The sequence below is a fragment of the Reyranella sp. genome, assembly GCF_004297265.1.
Classification (GTDB): domain Bacteria; phylum Pseudomonadota; class Alphaproteobacteria; order Reyranellales; family Reyranellaceae; genus Reyranella.
In genome coordinates, this window is the sequence record NZ_SCUT01000026.1 from 81,744 (window position 1) to 99,793 (window position 18,050).

Genomic DNA, 18,050 nt, shown 5'->3' on the forward strand with positions numbered 1-18,050 from the left:
GATGACATGGCAAATGAATCCTTCGATCTGGTCGTGATCGGCGCCGGCCCGGGCGGCTACGTCGCCGCGATCCGCGCGTCACAGCTCGGGCTCAAGGTCGCCGTCGTCGAGAAGCGCGCGACGCTCGGCGGCACCTGCCTCAACGTCGGCTGCATTCCCTCGAAGGCGCTGCTGCAGTCCTCGCACCTGTTCGAGGAGGCGGGCCACGATCTCGGCGTGCATGGCATCGTCGTGGCGGCCCCGAAGCTCGACTTCGCCCAACTCATGAAGCGCAAGGGCGAGGTCATCGAGGCCACCACCAAGGGCGTCGCCTTCCTGTTCAAGAAGAACAAGATCGCCTCGTACACCGGCGCGGGCCGCATCGAGGCCCCCGGCTCCGTCGCGGTGCTGGGCGACGACGGCGCGGTCAGGGAAACGCTCGCCGCAAAGAACATCCTGATCGCCACCGGCTCGGAAGTGACGCCGCTGCCCGGCGTGACGATCGACGAGAAGAGGATCGTCTCCTCGACCGGCGCCCTGGAACTCACGGAAGTGCCGAAGCGTCTGGTCGTGGTCGGCGCCGGCATCATCGGTCTCGAACTGGGCTCGGTGTGGCGCCGCCTCGGCGCCGAGGTGACGGTGGTCGAATTCCTCGACCGGATCACGCCGGGCGTCGACGACGAGGTCACCAAGTTCCTCCAGCGCACGCTCGCCAAGCAGGGGCTGAAATTCAAGCTCGGTGCAAAGGTCACCAAGGCCGAGACGACCGATTCGGGCGTCACGCTGACGGTGGAACCCGCCAAGGGAGGCGCGGCCGAGACGCTCGAGGCCGACGTCGTGCTGGTCTCGATCGGCCGCCGGCCGTTCGTGCAGGGGCTGGGCCTCGACAAGGTCGGCGTGAAGATGACGGAGCGCGGCCGCATCGCCGTCGACGGTCATTTCCAGACCTCGGTGCCCGGCATCTATGCCATCGGCGACGTGATCGACGGACCGATGCTCGCCCACAAGGCGAGTGAGGACGGCATCGCCTGTGTCGAGACTCTCGCGGGCCAGAAGGGCCATGTGAACTGGGATCTCGTGCCCTCGATCATCTACACCCAGCCCGAGGTGGCCTGGGTCGGCAAGACCGAGGAACAACTCAAGGCGGCCGGCGTTGCCTACAAGGTCGGCAAGTATCCGTTCACCGCCGACCCGCGCAGCCGCGCGAACGGCGCCACGGAGGGTTTCGTGAAGGTTCTGGCCGACAAGGCGAGCGACAAGGTGCTGGGCGTCCACATCTTCGGCGCCGAGGCCGGGACGATGATCGCGGAAGCCGCGATGGCGATGGAGTTCTCTGCTTCGGCCGAGGATATCGGCCGCGTCTGCCACGCCCATCCCACGGTCAACGAGGCGCTCAAGGAAGCCGCGCTCGCCGCTTGGGACAAGCCGATCCATCTGTAGCCTCTCCATGCGCCAGACCCTGATGGCGCTTGCGATCGCCGCCTGCCTCGTGATGTCGGTGGTGGGCGGGTTCATTCCGATCCTGCAGGGCTGGATCTTCTTCGTGCTGGCCCTCTACCTGCTGGCCACCGAGTTCGAGACCGGCCGCAGGTGGGTGACAGCGGCGCGCCGCCGCTGGCCCAAGCTCGACGAATGGATCGTGAAGGCGCGCGACCACAAATGGGCGCCGCGCCACCTCAAGAAATTCGAAGATCACACCGATCCGTCGAAGTGATCCCGTCCTTGATTGCTTGCCCATTCAAATGGGGAAGTGCCCCGTCATACGGGGCGATGGGGTCATGGGCGTTTTGGGCTATGACCCCTCCGACGGCGTAAGACGCCGCCACCTCCCCATTTGAATGGGGAGGAATGCGAACCTCCAAGGCTAACTCTTCCCTTCAAACCCGCGATAGACCGCCTCGGCGATCGGCAGCAGTTCCTCGCGGCTGGCCGTTGCGGTCACCGCGAAGCCGAAGCCCTGGTCGATCCAGGCGAAGGTCGACGCCTCGCCCTCCTTCTGGAAGCGGAACGCCGTCTCCGTGCCGTCGGCGGCACGCACATAGATGGTGAGGCGCCTGCCGCTGGCATCGTCGTACATGAGCTGGGCCGCGGCGCCGTTGCCGCCGGGCAGCAGGCGACCGCCCATCAGCCTGTAGCCGAAGCCCGAAAGATCGGGTGCGGCGAGTTTGCGCCCGAGCCGCTTGGAGAGCCACTGCAGCAGGTGCGCTTCCTGCTGGACGCCGACCTCGACCGGATGGGCGACCTCGACCACGAACGTGCGGTAGGCGGCGTGCGCACCCTGCGCCACGCTGGCGGTCGGTGCGACCGGCAGCGGCGCGGGCGCGATCTCGTTGGCGAACCAGCCGGCCGTCGCGCCGGCCACGAAGATGATCACGCTCGCGGCAGCGGCGGTCCAGCTGCGCACCCAGGAGGTGCGTTGCACCGCGCGCAGGTTGGCGATCCGGAGACGACCAGGGATCGGCTCGGCGAACTTGGCGTCGAGGCGGCCGCGCAATATGGCGCGCTGGCGGCGCTCCAGCGCGATGCGCTCGGCAACGTCCGGACGGGCGGCAAGATGGGCTTCGACGGCAGCGCGGCGTTCGCCATCCAGCCGCTCGTCGATGAACGCCTGCAGCTCGTCCTCGCCGATGGGATACTCGCTCATTGGCGTATTCGGGCCCGTCATTTCACTCTCCGCAGGAGCGTTGCGCGCCCCGTCTCCAGCAGCGCGCGCAGCCGCTGGCGGCCGCGCGACAGCCGCGACATCACCGTGCCCGCCGGCACGCCCATGATCTTCGCCGCTTCGTCGTATGAAAAATCCTCGACGCCGACCAGCAGCAGCAGCGACTTCTGCTCCTCCGGCAACTGGTCGAGCGCCGCCAGGATGTCCTGCGCTTCGATACCGCTTTCCTGCAGGGCGCTGGTCGAGGGCGTCGTCGATTCGTCGAGCTCGACATGCGGTCCGCGCCGCCGGTCCTGCCGCAGCGACGAGATGTAGACATTGCGCTGGATGGTGAAGAGCCAGGCCCTGAGATCGCCGTCGCGCCGGCGCAAGGTCCAGCGCGACAGCGCGCGCTCCAGCGTGTCCTGCACCAGGTCGTCGGCCGCATCGTGGTCGCGCACCAGCGCGTAGGCATAGCGGCGCAACGCAGGGATCAGCGGTTCGAGCAGGGCTTCCGCGTCGGCCATGGGATCACTCTACCGGAAGGGTGGCGCCGGCCGAACCGGGACCGGCGCCATTCCCAGTCGTCTCTACTTGGCGATGTGCCAGGCGCCGTTCAGGAAGCCGTCGCCCGTCGTGTCTCCGGCCTTGGTGTCCTTGGCGAAGGCGTAGACCGGCTTGCCCTTGTAGGCCCACTGCTTCAGCCCGTCGTCGCGGGTGATGATCGTCCAGTCACCCGAGGCCTTGGCGCCGTCGGCGACAAGGGCCGGCGGCCAGTTGGTGGCGCACGGGCCGTTGCACACCGACTTGCCCGGCGTCGCGTCCTTGTCGAACGTGTAGAGCGTCATGCCGCTCGCGGTGACGAACATGCCGTTCTTCATCGTGGGCGGGGTCGCGGAGGCGGGCTCGGCGGCGAAGGCGCTGCCGGCGGCGAGAAGCGCCAGGGCGGCGGCGGTGGCGAGGATCGACTTCAGCATTCTCTTTCTCCCATGCAGCTGTTGGTCTGCAGGAAGAGAGACGCCGGGCTGCCGGAAATATTCCACACGGGTCCGGATATTTCTCACGACGTCGCACGCGACCTGCAGATGCGACGAGGGCCTGTGGTTCACAAGAAGTGCAAATCCTGTCGCGTCCCTTTAGAATCGGAGCTCCTCCTCAACGACCGACGGGCTTTGCGCGTGCATCACGAAGCGGCACTGATCTCCACCATCGCCGTCGGCTTCGTGCTCGCGTTCGGTTTCGGCTACGTCGCCGACCGGCTGCGCCTCCCGCCGCTGGTCGGCTATCTCGTGGCGGGCATCCTGATTGGCCCCTATACGCCGGGCTTCGTGGCCGATGCCGGGCTCTCGGCCCAGCTGGCCGAAGTGGGCGTGATCCTGCTGATGTTCGGCGTCGGCCTGCATTTCTCCGCGTCCGATCTTCTGGCCGTCAAAGGCATCGCCATTCCGGGCGCCATCGGGCAGATCGTGCTGGCGACGCTGCTGGGCATCGGCATGTGTTCGCTCTGGGGCTGGAGCTTCGGCACCGGCCTCGTGGTCGGCCTCAGCCTGTCCGTTGCCAGCACGGTCGTGCTGCTGAAAGCCTTGGAGGAGCGCAACCTGATCGACAGTGCCAACGGCCGGGTCGCCGTGGGCTGGCTGATCGTCGAGGATCTCGCGATGGTGCTGGCGCTGGTGCTGCTGCCGGCCTTCGCCGAGGTGCTGGGCGGCAAGCCGCTCCAGGGCCACGAGCCGTCGGGCATGCCGATCGCGCTGGAGCTCGCCGTCACCCTGTCCAAGGTGGCGGCCTTCGCCGTCATCGCCATCCTGATCGGGCCCAAGGTGGTGCCCTGGATGCTGGCGCGCGTCGCCCGCACCGGCTCGCGCGAACTGTTCACGCTCTCCGTCCTCGCGGTGGCACTCGGCATCGCCTACGGTTCGGCGCACATATTCGGCGTCTCCTTCGCGCTCGGCGCCTTCTTCGCGGGCGTTGTACTGAGCGAATCCTCGTTCAGCCACAAGGCGGCGGCCGATTCCCTGCCGCTGCAGGATGCCTTCTCGGTGCTGTTCTTCGTCTCGGTCGGCATGCTGTTCGATCCGACCATCCTCTACCGCTCGCCTGGCGCGGTCCTGTCGGTGCTGGCGCTGATCATCTTCGGCAAGTCGCTGATCGCCTTCGCCATCATCATGCTGCTGCGCTACCCGGTCGGCACCGGCCTCATGGTGTCGGCCAGCCTGGCACAGATCGGCGAATTCTCCTTCATCCTGATCGCGCTGGGCATCTCGGCCGGGCTTGTGCCGAACGAAGGCCGGGATCTGGTCGTCGGAGGCGCGCTCTTCTCGATCATGCTGAACCCGCTGGTCTTCCATGCCGTCGGGCTGTTGCAGAAACGCGTCGCCCGGCCGGCCGGCGCTTCCTTCTACGGCCAGCGTCACTACGAGGCGCTGGGCCGTCAGCTCGCCGTCATCAAGGCCCGCCAGGAAGAGCGGTCGAAGGCCCAGGATCTCAAGCTGAACAGCCTGCTCGAGCTGTTTCCGATGCTGCAGCTCGTCGAGCGGCAGGACCAGGAATCGCTCCTCCTGATGTTCCGTCCGAAATCGGCCTCGCCGGGCGACCGCGTCATCCGTCGCGGCGACCGGGCCGACGGAATGTACTTCATCTCGTCGGGCGCCGTCGAAGTCCATGTCGCCGACCGGGTCATCCGCCTCGAGCCCGGCGCCTATTTCGGCGAGATGGCGCTGCTGACCGGCGAGCGGCGCACTGCCGACGTGATCGCCGTCGACTTCTGCCAGTTCCTCGTGCTCGACCGGCGCGACTTCAACCAGTTCATGGCGCGCCACCCCGGCGTCCGCGCCGCCGTCGCCAGCATTGCCGAGGAGCGGCAGGCGATGAACCTCGCGCCGCCGCGGACGGACGCGAAGGAGCCGCCCGTCCTGCAGGAAGACGTTCGAACCTGAGCCGTCAGCCGTTGCCGGTCAGGCGGATGACGAGGTTCACCAGCCAGTCGACCGGCTGACCCAGGACCCAGCCCAGGACGTTCAGGTCCATGCCGACCTGCCGGCCGATCAGGGGCAGGATGAAGATCAGGCCGAGCAGGATCGGCATGCCATAGGGCTCGAGCCGCGCGAACGGCCGCGCCAGGCTGTCGGGCAGCAGGCCGACGGCGACCCTCCCGCCGTCCAGCGGCGGCAGCGGGATCATGTTGAAGACCGCGAGCACGACGTTGATGAGGATCGCGTTCTCGATGTTGAGGATCGCCCATTTCGCGGCAGGCAGCGGCAGGAGGAAGGCAAGATGCGCCAGCAGGCCCGCCGCCAGGGCCATGAGAATGTTCGTGGCGGGCCCGGCCGCGGCGACCCACACCATGTCGCGCTTGGGATTGTTCAGCGCCCGGAAGTTCACCGGCACCGGCTTGGCATAGCCGAACAGGAAGGGCGCGCGCAGGAAGATCAGCAGGCCCGGCAGGAGGATCGTGCCGACCGGATCGATGTGCTTGAAGGGGTTGAGGGTCACACGGCCCTGCTGCCACGCCGTCCTGTCCCCGAAACGCAGGGCGACGAAGCCGTGCGCCGCTTCATGCAGCGTGATGGCGAGGATGGCCGGGATCACCCAGGTGGAGATCGTGTAGAGCGTGTCGTTCACGGGGAAGCCACCTGTTGTCTCCCTCATCGCATCGGTTACGGTCCTGCGATGATGGCATGGTTGATCGCTCTGCTTGCTCTGCTCTGCGCAATGCCCGCATCGGCCCAGCAGAATGTCCGCGTTCCCGTAGAGCAGGGCGGGCGCACGGTCCAGCTTTCCGCACAGCTGTTTCGTCCGGCTAAGGCCACGGCGGCGGTTCCGGCGGTCGCGCTGTTCCATGGCTGCGGCGGGCCGGGACAGAACACGGCGCGCATGGCGGGGCTGCTCGCCTCCTGGGGCTATACGGCGCTGGTGGTCGACAGTTTCTCGGCGCGTGGCCTCAAGGATGTCTGCGGACGTAACTGGCCGACACAGGCCGCCGCCGAGGCGCGGGCCGGCGACATCGATGCGACGCTCGCCTGGCTTGCGAAGCAGCCGGGCATCGATCCGCGGCGGCTGGCCTACATGGGTTATTCCTACGGCGGCGGCGTGGCGATGCTGCGGGCCCTGTCGGGCAAGCCCGAGGATCGGGCGCCGGCCGCGGCACGCGCCGTCGTGCTGGTCTATCCAGACTGTGCACTGGCCGACGCGCTGGGGCCGCGCCTCGCGGTGCCGCAGCCGACCTTCTTCGCGATGGGCGCGCTCGACGACTGGACGCCGGTCTCGCAGTGCCGTGCCGTACTGGAGAGGATCGTGCGCGGCCGCGAGCTGGTTGAAACGAAAGTTTATGAAAACGCTCATCACAGCTTCGATGCGCTCGGGCTGCCGGTGCGCTATCTCGAAGGGGTAGGCAACCGCAGCAAGCCCGGCGGTTGCTGTGGTGCGCATTACGGTGCCCACGAACCGGCCTGGAAGCAGTTCGTGGTCGACGTGAAGGCGTTCCTGGACAAGGCACTGAAGCCATAGACCCGGGCCGGCTGGAGCGGCATGCGTTCGACGGTATGGGTTGGCGGACTGGCGGCGCTGTTCCTGCCGTTTGCCGCAGTCGAAGCCCAGGAGACGAGCGGCAGCGACGGGGTGCGCCATGTCGGCAAGATCCACAACAGATTGCGCGCGGCCGAGGCGCGCCAGGAATACTTCCTGGACGCGGAATTCGACGATGCCTCGCGGCGCTATGCGCTGGCAAAGAAGGAGATCCAGAAGTCGACCGGCATCTTCTATTCGATGACATCGTCGGTCCTCAGCCAGTGGGGCGCGCCGGGGAGCGACTATGGGGCCGTGCAGGCCCAGTTCTCGCCGTCGGTGAACTGGAAGGCGTACAACGATCCCGAGTTCGGCGCCGGCTCCTTCCAGTTCGCCTACCTTGCGACCCAGTACTGGTCGGGGCAGACCGGCGCCAGCCTGCAGAACCGGCTCAACCTCAACAGCCCGGTGAACGACTATCCGGTCAACCAGCTCACCTTCGCGCAGGTGAGCTACACCCACGACTTTCCGGGCCATTTCGTGTCGGTGACCCTGGGACAGTTCCCCTTCTCGAATTTCGACGGCAACGCCTATGCCAACAACGAGCAGGTCAACTTCATCGGCTATTCGCTGGCGCAGAACGGCAGCCAAAACTATTCGCAAGGCAGTCTCGGCGCCTATATCCAGGTCAATCCGACCCGGGAGATCACCCTCGCCGCGGGCTTCCAGGACGCCAACAACGTCCTGGCCTCAAACTACATCCAGTTGAACAGCGCGGCGCAGGGCCAGTATTCCTGGTTCGTCTACGGCGCCTGGTCGCCCCTTTCGGGAATGCTCCGCAACGGCAGCTATTCGCTGTTCTACTACAACCTGCCGAGCGTCGAGATGCAGCCGCAGGCGAGCGCGGGCCTCTCGTTCAACGCCTCGCAGCCGATCGGCAAGCACTGGGGGCTGTTCGTCCGCGCCAACACCGCCTGGAATTCCAGCCAGTACATCCAGTCGTCGATCGCCGGCGGTGCGGTCTACAACAACCCGCTCGGTCGCGCGCCGCTCGATCAGATCGGCCTGGGCTTCGCGTGGAACAGGGTCAATCAGGCGCTCTACGGCGACACCTATGTGAATCCCAGCGAGGGGATGTTCGAACTCTACTGGTCCTGGTCGGTCAGGCACCTCTTGATCACGCCCGACGTGCAGCTCTATCTACAGCCCGCCCTGACGCCGACCCAATCCATGGCGGCGGTCTTCTCGCTGCGCGTGACGGTCTTGTTCTAGCTTCGGTGTGAGGCAGATGGGAAATACGATCTGGCAATGTCATATCGCGATGTCGCTCGACGGCCGGATCGCGCGTGCCGACGGCTCTTTCGACTGGCTGGAAAGCTACCCGCCGCGGGAATTCGGGTTCGACGCGCTGATGGCGAGTATCGATGCCATCCTGATGGGACGCGACACCTATGAGGTCATGCGCGGCTTCGGTGAATGGCCGTACGGCGAAAAGCCGACGATCGTCATGACCCATCGTCCGCTGGTCGATGCGCCAAGCGCCGTCGAGACGCGTTCGGGCGATCTCGCGGTCGTGGCGGCCGAGCTTGAGGCGCGCGGTTATGCACGGGTCTGGGTCGAAGGTGGCGCACAGGTGATCCGTGGCATGATCGCGGCCGGCAAGCTGGACGTGCTGGAGATGGCGATCGTGCCGATCGTGCTGGGAGACGGCATTCCGCTCATCGCGCCGGGCACGCCGGAACTGAAGCTCGCCTTGAAGTCCTGCGAGCCGCGCAGCGGCGGCGCGCTGCACGTGATCTACGAAGCAGTCAGGTAGAACCATCTCGTGACTGCGGGGACGGAGTGAACGCCGGCGATTGTGCCGGTGGCGTTCATGTGTTCAAATTCTTTCAAGAGTTCGCCGCTTCCACTGTGTAGCGAAGGGGACGGACCGCCATTCGATCGACGATTGCTGATGCTTTTTCCTGATACCAGGCGAAGGAGCGGCCGTGACGATACCGAATGTTCTCATGATCTTTCCGCGCTTCAATCCGAACTCGTTCTGGAGTCTGCAGGCGGCTTGCGACCTCCACGGGGTGCGGTGTCCGGCGCCACCACTCGGCCTCATCACCCTGGCGGCGTTGCTGCCGCCGGACTGGAACATCAAGCTGGTGAACCGCAATGCCGAGTCGCTCGACCCGGCCGATCTCGCCTGGGCCGACATGGTCATGACCGGCGGGATGCTGCCGCAGCGCGTCGATTCGCTCGAGGTCATCCGGATGGCGCAGGCGCAGGGCAAGCCGGTGGTCGTCGGCGGGCCGGACGCCATGTCAAGTCCCGAACTCTTCGAGCATGCCGACTTCCTGGTCATCGGCGAGGCGGAGGGCATCATCGACCGGTTCGTCGAGGCGTGGGAGTCCGGTGAAAGGAAAGGGCGCTTCGAGGGCGAAAAATTCAAGGCCGACATCACGAAGAGCCCGATCCCGCGCTTCGACCTGCTCAACTTCGATCATTACCTCTTCGTGGGCGTGCAGTTCTCGCGCGGCTGTCCCTTCAATTGCGAGTTCTGCGACATCATCGAGCTGTTCGGCCGCGTGCCTCGCTCGAAGACAGTGCCGCAGATGCTGGCCGAGCTGCAGGCGCTACACGACGCCGGCTATCGCGGTCATGTCGATTTCGTCGACGACAATCTGATCGGCAACAAGAAGGCGCTGAAGCAGTTCCTTCCCGCGCTCGAGGCCTGGCAGAAGAGCACCGGCTATCCCTTCATGTTCTCGACCGAGGCGTCCATCAACCTGGCGGACGACGCCGAGTTGCTCGACATGATGCGCCGCGCGAACTTCTTCACGATCTTCGTCGGCATCGAGAGCCCAGACACCGCGACACTTGTCTCGACGCGCAAGAAGCAGAACACGCGCCGCAGCCTGGCCGAGAGCGTCCACAGGATCCATGCGGCGGGGATTATGGTGATCGCCGGCTTCATCGTCGGCTTCGACACCGAGGAGCTTCGCGTGGCGGAGACGATGATCGAGTGCATTGAGGCCACCTGCATCCCGGTCTGCATGGTCGGTCTGTTGACCGCCCTGCCGACCACGCAGCTGACCCGGCGTCTCGAGAAGGAGGGCCGCCTGCTGCCCTTTGCCGATCAAGGTCTCGGTGATCAATGCACCGCGGGGCTCAATTTCGTGACCCGCCGACCGCGCATAGATATCCTGCGCGACTACAAGGCGATTCTCGAAGCCGTCTATCGGCCGGCCGCCTACTTCGAACGCGTCCGCCGATCGGGGCTCAACCTGCGACGGCCCAGCCATCCGGTGACGGCCAGACCGGTCGTCTCGCCGCGCGACCGCAATACGCTCCTGCGCCTGATGTGGCGCATGACGATCACCCGGCCCCTGCTCGCCCGGCACTTCTGGCGGACCTTCGTCGACATCGCCCGGCACAATCCCGCCGCCCTGGAGGTGGTGGTGATCCAGCTCATGCTCTACCTGCACCTCGGCCCGTTCTCGAAGACGGTCGTTGCGGAGATCGATCGGCAGATCTCCGGGCTCGAGCGCGAATTGCCATCTCTACCGCAGGAGCGCGACGCTAGAGTTCTGCAACGGGCCGTGTAAGGTCGCGCGTTTCCGCGACCTACGGGGCCTCGATGATTCGTAAAGCGACGAGTACCGACCGACCCCGTATTTCGGAAGTGCGTCTCGCCGTCCGCGAGAACCAGCTCAGCGCGGCCTCGGTGAGCAAGGTCGAGACGACCGCCGACTGGATCTTCGAGAACGCGACCTTCTGGGTCTGGGAAGAGGCGGGTGCAGTGCAGGGCTTCTCGGTCGCCGATCCGCGCGACGGCACGATCTTCGGCCTCTTCATCCATCCCGATTACGAGGGCCGCGGCCTTGGCCGCGCCCTGCTGCCGCTGGCCTGCGAGGATCTGCGCGCCGCGGGGTTCGCCGAGGCGATATTGACGACCGGCGCCGGCACGCGGGCCGAGCGCTTCTACCGACTCAATGGCTGGGAAGAGACGGGCCGCCAGGAAGACGGACAGATCATCTTCCGGAAGCCCCTGTAACGGCGCGCCGCAGCGCCGCGCGTGCGAGCAGCCGCGTCGAGTCCAGGGTCGGCAGGGGCGAGTTGCCGTCGTTCATGATCAGCGGGATCTCGGTGCAGCCCAGCACGACCGCGTCGCATCCCGCATCCCTCATGCGCGCCATCACGCGCTGATAGACGGCGACGGCCTCCGGCCGGAACACGCCCTGCACCAGCTCGTCCATGATGATGCGATCGGTCTCGTCGCGCTCGGCGTCGGTCGGGCGCAGCCAGGCGAGTCCCTGGGCCTCGATCTTCTCCGGATACACCTCGCTGTCGATCAGCCAGCGCGTGCCGGTGATGCCGAGCTTCCGGTAGCCGCGCGTCTTCGCTTCGGCAGCGACGACTTCGGCAATGTGCAGCCAGGGCAATGGCGAGTGCGGCAGTACGAATGATATCGCCTGATGGATGGTATTGTCGGGGCAAATCAGGAAATCGGCCCCGGCGCGCGCGAGCTTGTGCGCCGACGACAGCATCAGCTCGGCGACGCCCGCGCGGTCGCCGCGATCGAGCCGTTCGACATAGTCGGCCAGAGAATGGGTGTGCAGGGAGACTTCGGGATGGGCGTGCGGACCCAGGAGGCCTGCGCCCTCGACGCAGATTGTCTTGTAGCAGAGCGCCGCGCCCTCGGCGGAGCAGGCGACGATGCCGATATGCTGGGTCATGGTCATCCCTTGGCGCGCGGATGGGCGGCGCGATAGACCGCCGCGAGACGGGCGGCATCGACGTCGGTGTAGCGCTGGGTGGTCGACAGCGAAGCGTGCCCCAGCAGCTCCTGGATCGTGCGCAGGTCGCCGCCGGCCCCCAGCAGGTGGGTGGCGAAGGAGTGGCGCAACGCGTGCGGGGTCACGCTTTCGGCGAGGCCGAGGTCGCGCCGGATCTCGCGCACCCGTTTCTGCACGATGGCAGGATCGAGCGCGCCGCCACGCGCGCCCATGAAGACGCGGTCCGAAGGCTTCGCCGCCGCGAGCCACGGGCACGCGTCGCGGTATTTCCGGAGCGCCTCCAGCGCCTGTGGCAGCAAGGGCACCCGTCGCGTCTTGTTGCCCTTGCCGGTCACGGCGAGCGTGTCGCGGCCGCTCTTCAGCAGGTCGTCGAGCTCGGCCTTGGTGAGCGAAAGCGCCTCGCCGATGCGCAGGCCGGCGCCGTAGAGCAGGATCAGCACGGCGGCATCGCGCAGGTCGATCCACGGCGCGCGCTCCTGGTCGGGCTCGGCCGCGAGCACGTCCTCCATATCGCGCTCGCTCAGCGCCTTCGGCACGGAGCGCGGCAGCTTGGGCGTCCGGATGGTGGCGATGCTCGCATTGTGGGCGAGACTGTTCTTGTCGAGGAAGCGGAAGAAGGAGCGCACCGAGGAGAAGGCGCGGGCCGTCGAGGCGCGCGCCAGTCCCTGGTTTGAGCGGTCGGCCAGCCAGGCGCGGAACTCGGCGGGCTTCAGGCGGGTGAGGGCGTCGAGAGTCGGCGTCTCGCCGAGATAGGTCGCCATGAAACCGAGGAAGGTCGCGACGTCGTGCTCGTAGGCGATGAGCGTGTGGACGGCGAGCCGGCGCTCGCTCTTCAGCCAGTCGCGCCACGCCGCCAGTGCGTCTGCGACACTCACGGCGGTGCTACTCGGGCAGGTCGAGCCAGGCGCGAATCGTGTTCTCCAGCACCTTCGACAGGAAGAACAGCAGCTCGGTCGCCATCTCCGGACCGAAGGCCTCGGGATCGCGGGCACCGAAACACATGACGCCGTCGGGCGAACCCGAGGAGACCTGCAGGCGCATCAGCACGTCGGACTTCACGAAGCGCGCCACGTCGCCGAAGAACGCCTCCTCGCCAACGATGTTGGAGCGCAGGCGGGCATGCTTGTCCGGGCCGATGGCCGCGTCGATGGCGCCGGGCGCCAGTACGTAGACGCCGCGCACCGGCACGCGCTTGGGGGCGTCGGCGTTGGCCTCGATCGCGAGCGTGATGAAGTCGACGTCGAGCAGCTCGGGCAGCTCGTGCGTCACGACGTGGATCATCTTCTCGAACGTCGTCGCCTGGATGATGCTGATGACCGCTGCCTGGATGCGGTTCTGGACGATCTGGTTCTGCTTCGAGTTGGCGATGATCTCGGTGCGCTCGACCTTGAGCTTCTCGATCTCGCCGCGCAGGCGCTTCAGGATCGCCTGCTGCATGTCGATGACGCCTGGACCCTGCACGCGCGGCGTGATGCCCATCTCGGCCGCCAGTTCGCCGTGCTTGTCGAAGAAGTCGGGATGGGCCCTGAGATAGGCGACGACGTCGTCGGCGGTGATCAGCTTCACCTGCCGGCCCGAGCCGTCGGGCGCCGGAATCGTCCCGTCATTGGCCATGCGCCCGTCTCCGGGTCAGAGGATCGACTGGCCGGTCTTGGCCCAGTCGTCGAGGAAGGCCTTGAGGCCGTTGTCCGTCAGAGTGTGCTTGAAGAGCTGGCGCAGCACGTTGGGCGGCAGGGTGCCGACATGGGCGCCGAGCTTGGCCGCGGCGATCACGTGCTGGGTGTGCCGGATCGAGGCCACGAGGACCTCGGTCTTGAAGTGCGGATACTGGCGGTAGATCGTCATGATCTCGCCGATCAGGTGCATGCCGTCCTGGCCGATATCGTCGAGACGACCGACGAAGGGCGAGACGAAGGTGGCGCCGGCCTTGGCGGCAAGCAGCGCCTGCGCCGCCGAGAAGCACAGGGTGACGTTCACCATCGTGCCCTCGGAGGTCAGCGCCTTGCAGGTCTTGAGACCGTCCGGTGTCAGCGGCACCTTCACGGTGACGTTCTTTGCCAGCTTGGCGAGCTTGCGGCCTTCCTCGAGCATCGTCTTGTGGTCGGTCGCGACGGTTTCGGCGCTGACCGGACCCGGGACGATGGCGCAGATCTCCTTGATCACGTCGAGCATCTGGCGGCCGGACTTGGCGATCAGCGAGGGATTCGTCGTTACCCCGTCGAGAAGCCCTGAGGCCGCGAGATCCTTGATATCGGCGACATCGGCGGTATCGACGAAGAACTTCATATAAAATACCCCAATGGCCAGTGGTTCGGACTCGCCTGTTGCCACAATTTCTAGCGATTCCCCTTCGGAGCCACAAGCCAAGGGGAGCGCGTCGTCGCGTCTCGAACCGGTGGAAAACACGATCAAGGTCCTGCTGCCGCTGCCGCTCGGCGATGCCTACGACTATCGTGTTCCGGAAGGCATGACGGTCATGCCGGGGCATTTCGTCGTCGTGCCACTGGGCAAGCGCGAAACCATTGGCGTCGTCTGGGGCACAGGCACGGGCGATGTCGCGCCGGAAAAGCTGCGTGACGTGATCGCGGTCCTTCCGGCATTGCCCATGGCCGATACGATGCGCCGCTTCGTCGACTGGGTGTCGGCCTACACGCTGATGCCTGCAGGGGCCGTGCTGCGCATGGCGATGAGCGTGCCCTCGGCGCTCGAGGCGCCCAAGACCGAACTGGTCTATCGCCCGGCCGCGCCGACCGGGGACACAGCCCTCAAGCTCACCGCCGCCCGCCGACGCGTGCTGGAGCAGTTGAAGGATGGGCCGGCGATGGCCGCCGCTGAACTGGCGCACCTCGCGGGCGTCGGCACGTCAGTCGTGAAGAGCATGGCCTCGCTCGGATTGCTGGAAACTGCGGAGCGCATCGTCCGCCGGTCTTTTCCGAGGCCGGACGGGCTGCACGAGGGGCCGACCTTGTCGCCCGCGCAGAAAATCGCCGCCGACGGGCTCGTCGCGAAAGTGAAGGCGCACGCCTTCTCCGCGACCCTGCTGGATGGCGTTCCGGGTGCCGGAAAGACCGAGGTCTATTTCGAGGCGATCGCGGCCTGCCTCGCCGCCGGCCGGCAAGTGGTGGTGCTGCTGCCCGAGATCGCCCTGACGGCGCAGTGGCTGAAGCGCTTCGAGGATCGCTTCGGCGCGCTGCCCTCGCCCTGGCACTCCGGCCTCACCAGCCTGGAACGCCGCGAAACCTGGCGCGCCATCGCCGAGGGAAGGGTGGGCGTCGTGGTCGGGGCACGCTCCGCGCTGTTCCTGCCCTTCGCCAATCTCGGCCTCATCGTCGTCGACGAAGAACACGACAGTTCCTTCAAGCAGGACGAGGGCGTCGTCTACAACGCGCGCGACATGGCGGTGGTGCGCGCCCGACTCGCTTCCGCCCCTATCGTGCTGGCATCGGCGACACCATCGCTCGAAAGCGTCGTCAACGTGAAGAGTGGGCGCTACAGCGAGGTCCACCTGCCGGGTCGTCACGGCGGCGCGCAGCTTGCGACCCTGTCGGCAATCGATCTGCGGCGCACGCCGCCACCGCGCGGGCGCTGGCTGTCGCCACCGGTCGTCGAGGCCATGAAGGAGACGCTGGCGGCCGGCGAGCAGACGCTGCTGTTCCTCAATCGCCGCGGCTATGCGCCGATCACGCTGTGCCGGGCCTGCGGCTCGGGACTCGAATGTCCGCAATGCTCGGCCTGGCTGGTCGAGCACCGGTTTCGCCGCACCCTGGTCTGCCATCACTGCGGTTACTCGGAGCCGCCGGCCCACACCTGCCGGCACTGCGGCGCGGTCGATCAGTTCGTCGCCTGTGGTCCCGGCGTCGAGCGGCTGGCCGAGGAAGCGCTGGAGCTTTTTCCCGAGGCGCGACTGGAACTCTTCACCTCGGACAGCCTGATGAACCGCGACGAGGCGTCGGCCGCCGTCGACCGCATGGAGAAGGGCGAGATCGACATCCTGATCGGCACGCAGATGGCGGCGAAGGGCCATCATTTCCCGAACCTGACCCTGGTGGCCGTGATCGATGCGGATCTCGGGCTGAACGGCGGGGATCTGCGCGCGGCCGAACGGACCTTCCAGCTCCTCTACCAGGTCGCAGGCCGCGCCGGCCGCGACGGGCGCCCCGGCCGGGCGCTGATCCAGACGCACAATCCCGAGCATCCGGTGATGCAGGCGCTGGTTTCCGGGGATCGCGACCGTTTCGTCGAGGTCGAACTTCACGATCGGGCGGCCGCGGGCATGCCGCCCTACGGACGGCTGGCCTCGCTGATCATTTCCGGGCCGGACCCGGCGGCGGTCGACAATGTCTGCGCTGCCCTGGCCCGCCGTGCGCCGCAGCAGGAGGGTATCACGGTCCTGGGGCCGTCGGTCGCACCGATGGCCCTGCTGCGCGGACGGCACCGGCGGCGTTTCCTGCTCAAGGCCGGCCGCGACACGGCCGTGCAGCCTCTGCTGCACGCCTGGCTCGAACGAATTGGCCTTCCGGGATCAGTTCGCCTGCAGGTCGATGTCGACCCTTATTCCTTCCTCTGAGACCCCCGCGCCGAAAAACCGCTGTAGAACAGTGCTTTGCCGACGTTGCGCCGGGAAATGCAGCATGGTAGCAACGCGCGCTTTTCCGGGGTGGGGCGGCAAGCGACGCGGGGCGTTCTGCTGGTGAAAAGCGAGTAAATTCAATGGCTTGCCGGCCGCGTTCCGCGGCAGGGGAGAGGCTCTCGACGTGACCACCGCAACCACCGGCGTTGCCGGACGCTACGCCAGCGCCCTTTTTGAACTCGCGGACGGCTCCAAGTCCCTCGATCAGGTCGCGCAGGACCTCGCCACCTTCCGCAAGATGGTCGCCGAGAGCACGGACCTCGCCCGGCTCATCGCCAGCCCGGTCATTCCGCGCGCCCTGCAGGGCAAGGCGCTGCTGGCCGTGCTCGATGCCGCCGGTATTTCGGGTTTGACCCGCAATTTCGTCGGTACTGTGGCTGCCAATGGCCGCGCCCGCGACCTGCCGGCCATGGCCTCGGCGTTCCTGGCCGAACTCGCCGCGCGCCGCGGCGAGACCACCGCGGAGGTCACCTCGGCCGTTCCGCTTTCGCCCGCCCAGCTGCAGCAGCTCAGCGATGCGCTGCGCTCGGTGCTGGGCAGTAACAAGGTTTCCATCGACGCGCGCGTCGAACCCGACATTCTCGGCGGTCTCGTCGTGAAGGTCGGTTCGCGCCTGTTCGATTCATCCGTCCGAAGCAAGCTGCAGCGCTTGCAGCTTGCCATGAAGGGAGTTGCCTAATGGATATCCGTGCCGCCGAAATCTCGGCCATTCTGAAGCAGCAGATCGCCAACTTCGGCACCGAGGCCGAAGTGGCCGAGGTCGGCCAGGTCCTCTCCGTCGGTGACGGCATCGCGCGCGTCTATGGTCTCGACAGCGTCCGGGCCGGCGAGATGGTCGAGTTCCCCGGCGGCATCAAGGGCATGGCGCTGAACCTCGAGAGCGACAATGTCGGCGTCGTCATCTTCGGCGAAGACCGCACGATCCGCGAAGGCGACACGGTCAAGCGCACCGGCTCCATCGTCGACGTTCCGGTCGGCAAGGGCCTGCTCGGCCGCGTGGTCGACGGTCTCGGCAATCCGATCGACGGCAAGGGGCCGATCCAGTCGACCGAGCGCCGCCTCGTCGAGGTGAAGGCTCCGGGCATCATTCCGCGCAAGTCGGTGAACGAGCCGATGCAGACCGGCCTCAAGGCGATCGACTCGCTGGTGCCGGTCGGCCGCGGCCAGCGCGAGCTGATCATCGGCGACCGCCAGACCGGCAAGACCGCCGTCGCCATCGACACCTTCCTGAACCAGAAGGGCATCAACAAGGGTACCGACGAGAGCCGCAAGCTCTACTGCGTCTACGTCGCCGTCGGCCAGAAGCGCTCGACCGTCGCCCAGATCGTGAAGACGCTCGAGGACAACGGCGCGCTGGAATACTCCATCGTCGTCGCGGCGACCGCGTCCGATCCGGCCCCGATGCAGTTCCTGGCGCCCTACACCGGCTGCGCCATGGGCGAGTACTTCCGCGACAACGGCATGCATGCCGTGATCGTGTATGACGACCTTTCCAAGCAGGCCGTCGCCTACC

The 18,050-nt window shown here is 66.8% G+C and carries 18 protein-coding genes and 1 pseudogene; 11 read left to right on the forward strand and 8 right to left on the reverse strand.

All coding sequences use genetic code 11. The features are described from left to right. The first annotated feature begins 6 nt into the window (after positions 1–6). Positions 7–1,419 (forward strand): dihydrolipoyl dehydrogenase, encoded by a 1,413-nt coding sequence (gene lpdA / locus EPO41_RS12130; RefSeq protein ID WP_296325234.1) that lies wholly within the window; start codon positions 7–9, stop codon positions 1,417–1,419. Between the two features lie 7 nt (positions 1,420–1,426). After that, complete coding sequence (locus EPO41_RS12135) at positions 1,427–1,693, forward strand: hypothetical protein (protein WP_296325237.1); 267 nt, start codon at positions 1,427–1,429, stop codon at positions 1,691–1,693. A gap of 150 nt (positions 1,694–1,843) precedes the next feature. Here EPO41_RS12135 and EPO41_RS12140 read toward each other — a convergent pair whose 3' ends face one another. The 3 genes from EPO41_RS12140 to EPO41_RS12150 all read right to left on the reverse strand — a co-directional run bounded on the left by EPO41_RS12140 (position 1,844) and on the right by EPO41_RS12150 (position 3,597). Then, positions 1,844–2,644 carry an anti-sigma factor gene (locus tag EPO41_RS12140; RefSeq protein WP_296325240.1) on the reverse strand — a complete coding sequence of 267 codons (801 nt, stop codon included), beginning with the start codon at positions 2,642–2,644 and terminating at the stop codon, positions 1,844–1,846. Beyond that, on the reverse strand, positions 2,641–3,147 hold the full coding sequence (locus EPO41_RS12145) for a sigma-70 family RNA polymerase sigma factor (RefSeq protein ID WP_296325243.1): 507 nt from the start codon (positions 3,145–3,147) through the stop codon (positions 2,641–2,643). Before EPO41_RS12145 ends, EPO41_RS12140 begins: the two co-directional genes overlap by 4 nt. 63 nt (positions 3,148–3,210) lie before the next feature. Beyond that, positions 3,211–3,597 carry a hypothetical protein gene (locus EPO41_RS12150; protein ID WP_296325246.1) on the reverse strand — a complete coding sequence of 129 codons (387 nt, stop codon included), beginning with the start codon at positions 3,595–3,597 and terminating at the stop codon, positions 3,211–3,213. Between the two features lie 201 nt (positions 3,598–3,798). On the opposite strand from EPO41_RS12150, the gene EPO41_RS12155 reads away from it, so the two are divergent. Beyond that, positions 3,799–5,556 (forward strand): cation:proton antiporter, encoded by a 1,758-nt coding sequence (locus EPO41_RS12155; protein WP_296325249.1) that lies wholly within the window; start codon positions 3,799–3,801, stop codon positions 5,554–5,556. A gap of 4 nt (positions 5,557–5,560) precedes the next feature. On the opposite strand, the gene EPO41_RS12160 is transcribed toward EPO41_RS12155, so the two are convergent. After that, positions 5,561–6,241 carry a site-2 protease family protein gene (locus tag EPO41_RS12160; protein ID WP_296325252.1) on the reverse strand — a complete coding sequence of 227 codons (681 nt, stop codon included), beginning with the start codon at positions 6,239–6,241 and terminating at the stop codon, positions 5,561–5,563. 90 nt (positions 6,242–6,331) lie between these two features. Here EPO41_RS12160 and EPO41_RS12165 point away from each other — a divergent pair, with 90 nt between their 5' ends. The 5 genes from EPO41_RS12165 to EPO41_RS12185 all read left to right on the forward strand — a co-directional run bounded on the left by EPO41_RS12165 (position 6,332) and on the right by EPO41_RS12185 (position 11,165). Further along, complete coding sequence (locus EPO41_RS12165; protein ID WP_296325255.1) at positions 6,332–7,126, forward strand: dienelactone hydrolase family protein; 795 nt, start codon at positions 6,332–6,334, stop codon at positions 7,124–7,126. Between the two features lie 21 nt (positions 7,127–7,147). Further along, positions 7,148–8,395 (forward strand): carbohydrate porin, encoded by a 1,248-nt coding sequence (locus EPO41_RS12170; protein ID WP_296325256.1) that lies wholly within the window; start codon positions 7,148–7,150, stop codon positions 8,393–8,395. A gap of 16 nt (positions 8,396–8,411) precedes the next feature. Continuing rightward, positions 8,412–8,939: a dihydrofolate reductase family protein gene (locus EPO41_RS12175; protein ID WP_296325258.1), complete on the forward strand. Its 528-nt coding sequence runs from the start codon at positions 8,412–8,414 to the stop codon at positions 8,937–8,939. A gap of 193 nt (positions 8,940–9,132) precedes the next feature. Next, the gene (locus EPO41_RS12180) at positions 9,133–10,716 is read left to right on the forward strand and encodes a radical SAM protein (protein ID WP_296325284.1); all 1,584 of its coding nucleotides are present in this window, start codon (positions 9,133–9,135) and stop codon (positions 10,714–10,716) included. Positions 10,717–10,793: 77 nt separating this feature from the next. Further along, positions 10,794–11,165: a GNAT family N-acetyltransferase gene (locus EPO41_RS12185; protein ID WP_296325260.1), complete on the forward strand. Its 372-nt coding sequence runs from the start codon at positions 10,794–10,796 to the stop codon at positions 11,163–11,165. Here EPO41_RS12185 and EPO41_RS12190 read toward each other — a convergent pair. From EPO41_RS12190 to fsa, 4 genes are read right to left on the reverse strand one after another with little or no spacing between them, the layout of a single operon-like run. Further along, positions 11,143–11,847, reverse strand: coding sequence for an amino acid racemase (locus tag EPO41_RS12190; protein WP_296325262.1), 705 nt, complete (start codon positions 11,845–11,847; stop codon positions 11,143–11,145). The two genes, EPO41_RS12185 and EPO41_RS12190, sit on opposite strands and share 23 nt — an antisense overlap. 2 nt (positions 11,848–11,849) lie before the next feature. Then, positions 11,850–12,782 carry a tyrosine recombinase XerC gene (locus EPO41_RS12195; RefSeq protein WP_296325264.1) on the reverse strand — a complete coding sequence of 311 codons (933 nt, stop codon included), beginning with the start codon at positions 12,780–12,782 and terminating at the stop codon, positions 11,850–11,852. Between the two features lie 7 nt (positions 12,783–12,789). Further along, the gene (locus EPO41_RS12200; protein WP_296325269.1) at positions 12,790–13,521 is read right to left on the reverse strand and encodes a DUF484 family protein; all 732 of its coding nucleotides are present in this window, start codon (positions 13,519–13,521) and stop codon (positions 12,790–12,792) included. A gap of 15 nt (positions 13,522–13,536) precedes the next feature. Then, the gene (fsa, locus tag EPO41_RS12205) at positions 13,537–14,193 is read right to left on the reverse strand and encodes a fructose-6-phosphate aldolase (RefSeq protein ID WP_295144231.1); all 657 of its coding nucleotides are present in this window, start codon (positions 14,191–14,193) and stop codon (positions 13,537–13,539) included. Positions 14,194–14,302: 109 nt separating this feature from the next. On the opposite strand from fsa, the gene EPO41_RS12210 reads away from it, so the two are divergent. The 3 genes and pseudogenes from EPO41_RS12210 to EPO41_RS12220 all read left to right on the forward strand — a co-directional run. Further along, entirely contained in the window at positions 14,303–16,474 is a 2,172-nt protein-coding gene (locus EPO41_RS12210; protein WP_296325271.1) for a primosomal protein N', read from the forward strand. Between the two features lie 148 nt (positions 16,475–16,622). After that, positions 16,623–17,216 carry a F0F1 ATP synthase subunit delta gene (locus EPO41_RS12215; protein WP_296325274.1) on the forward strand — a complete coding sequence of 198 codons (594 nt, stop codon included), beginning with the start codon at positions 16,623–16,625 and terminating at the stop codon, positions 17,214–17,216. Continuing rightward, positions 17,216–18,050, forward strand: a pseudogene (locus EPO41_RS12220) (F0F1 ATP synthase subunit alpha); the annotation flags it as partial. The gene EPO41_RS12215 and the pseudogene EPO41_RS12220, both read left to right, overlap by 1 nt.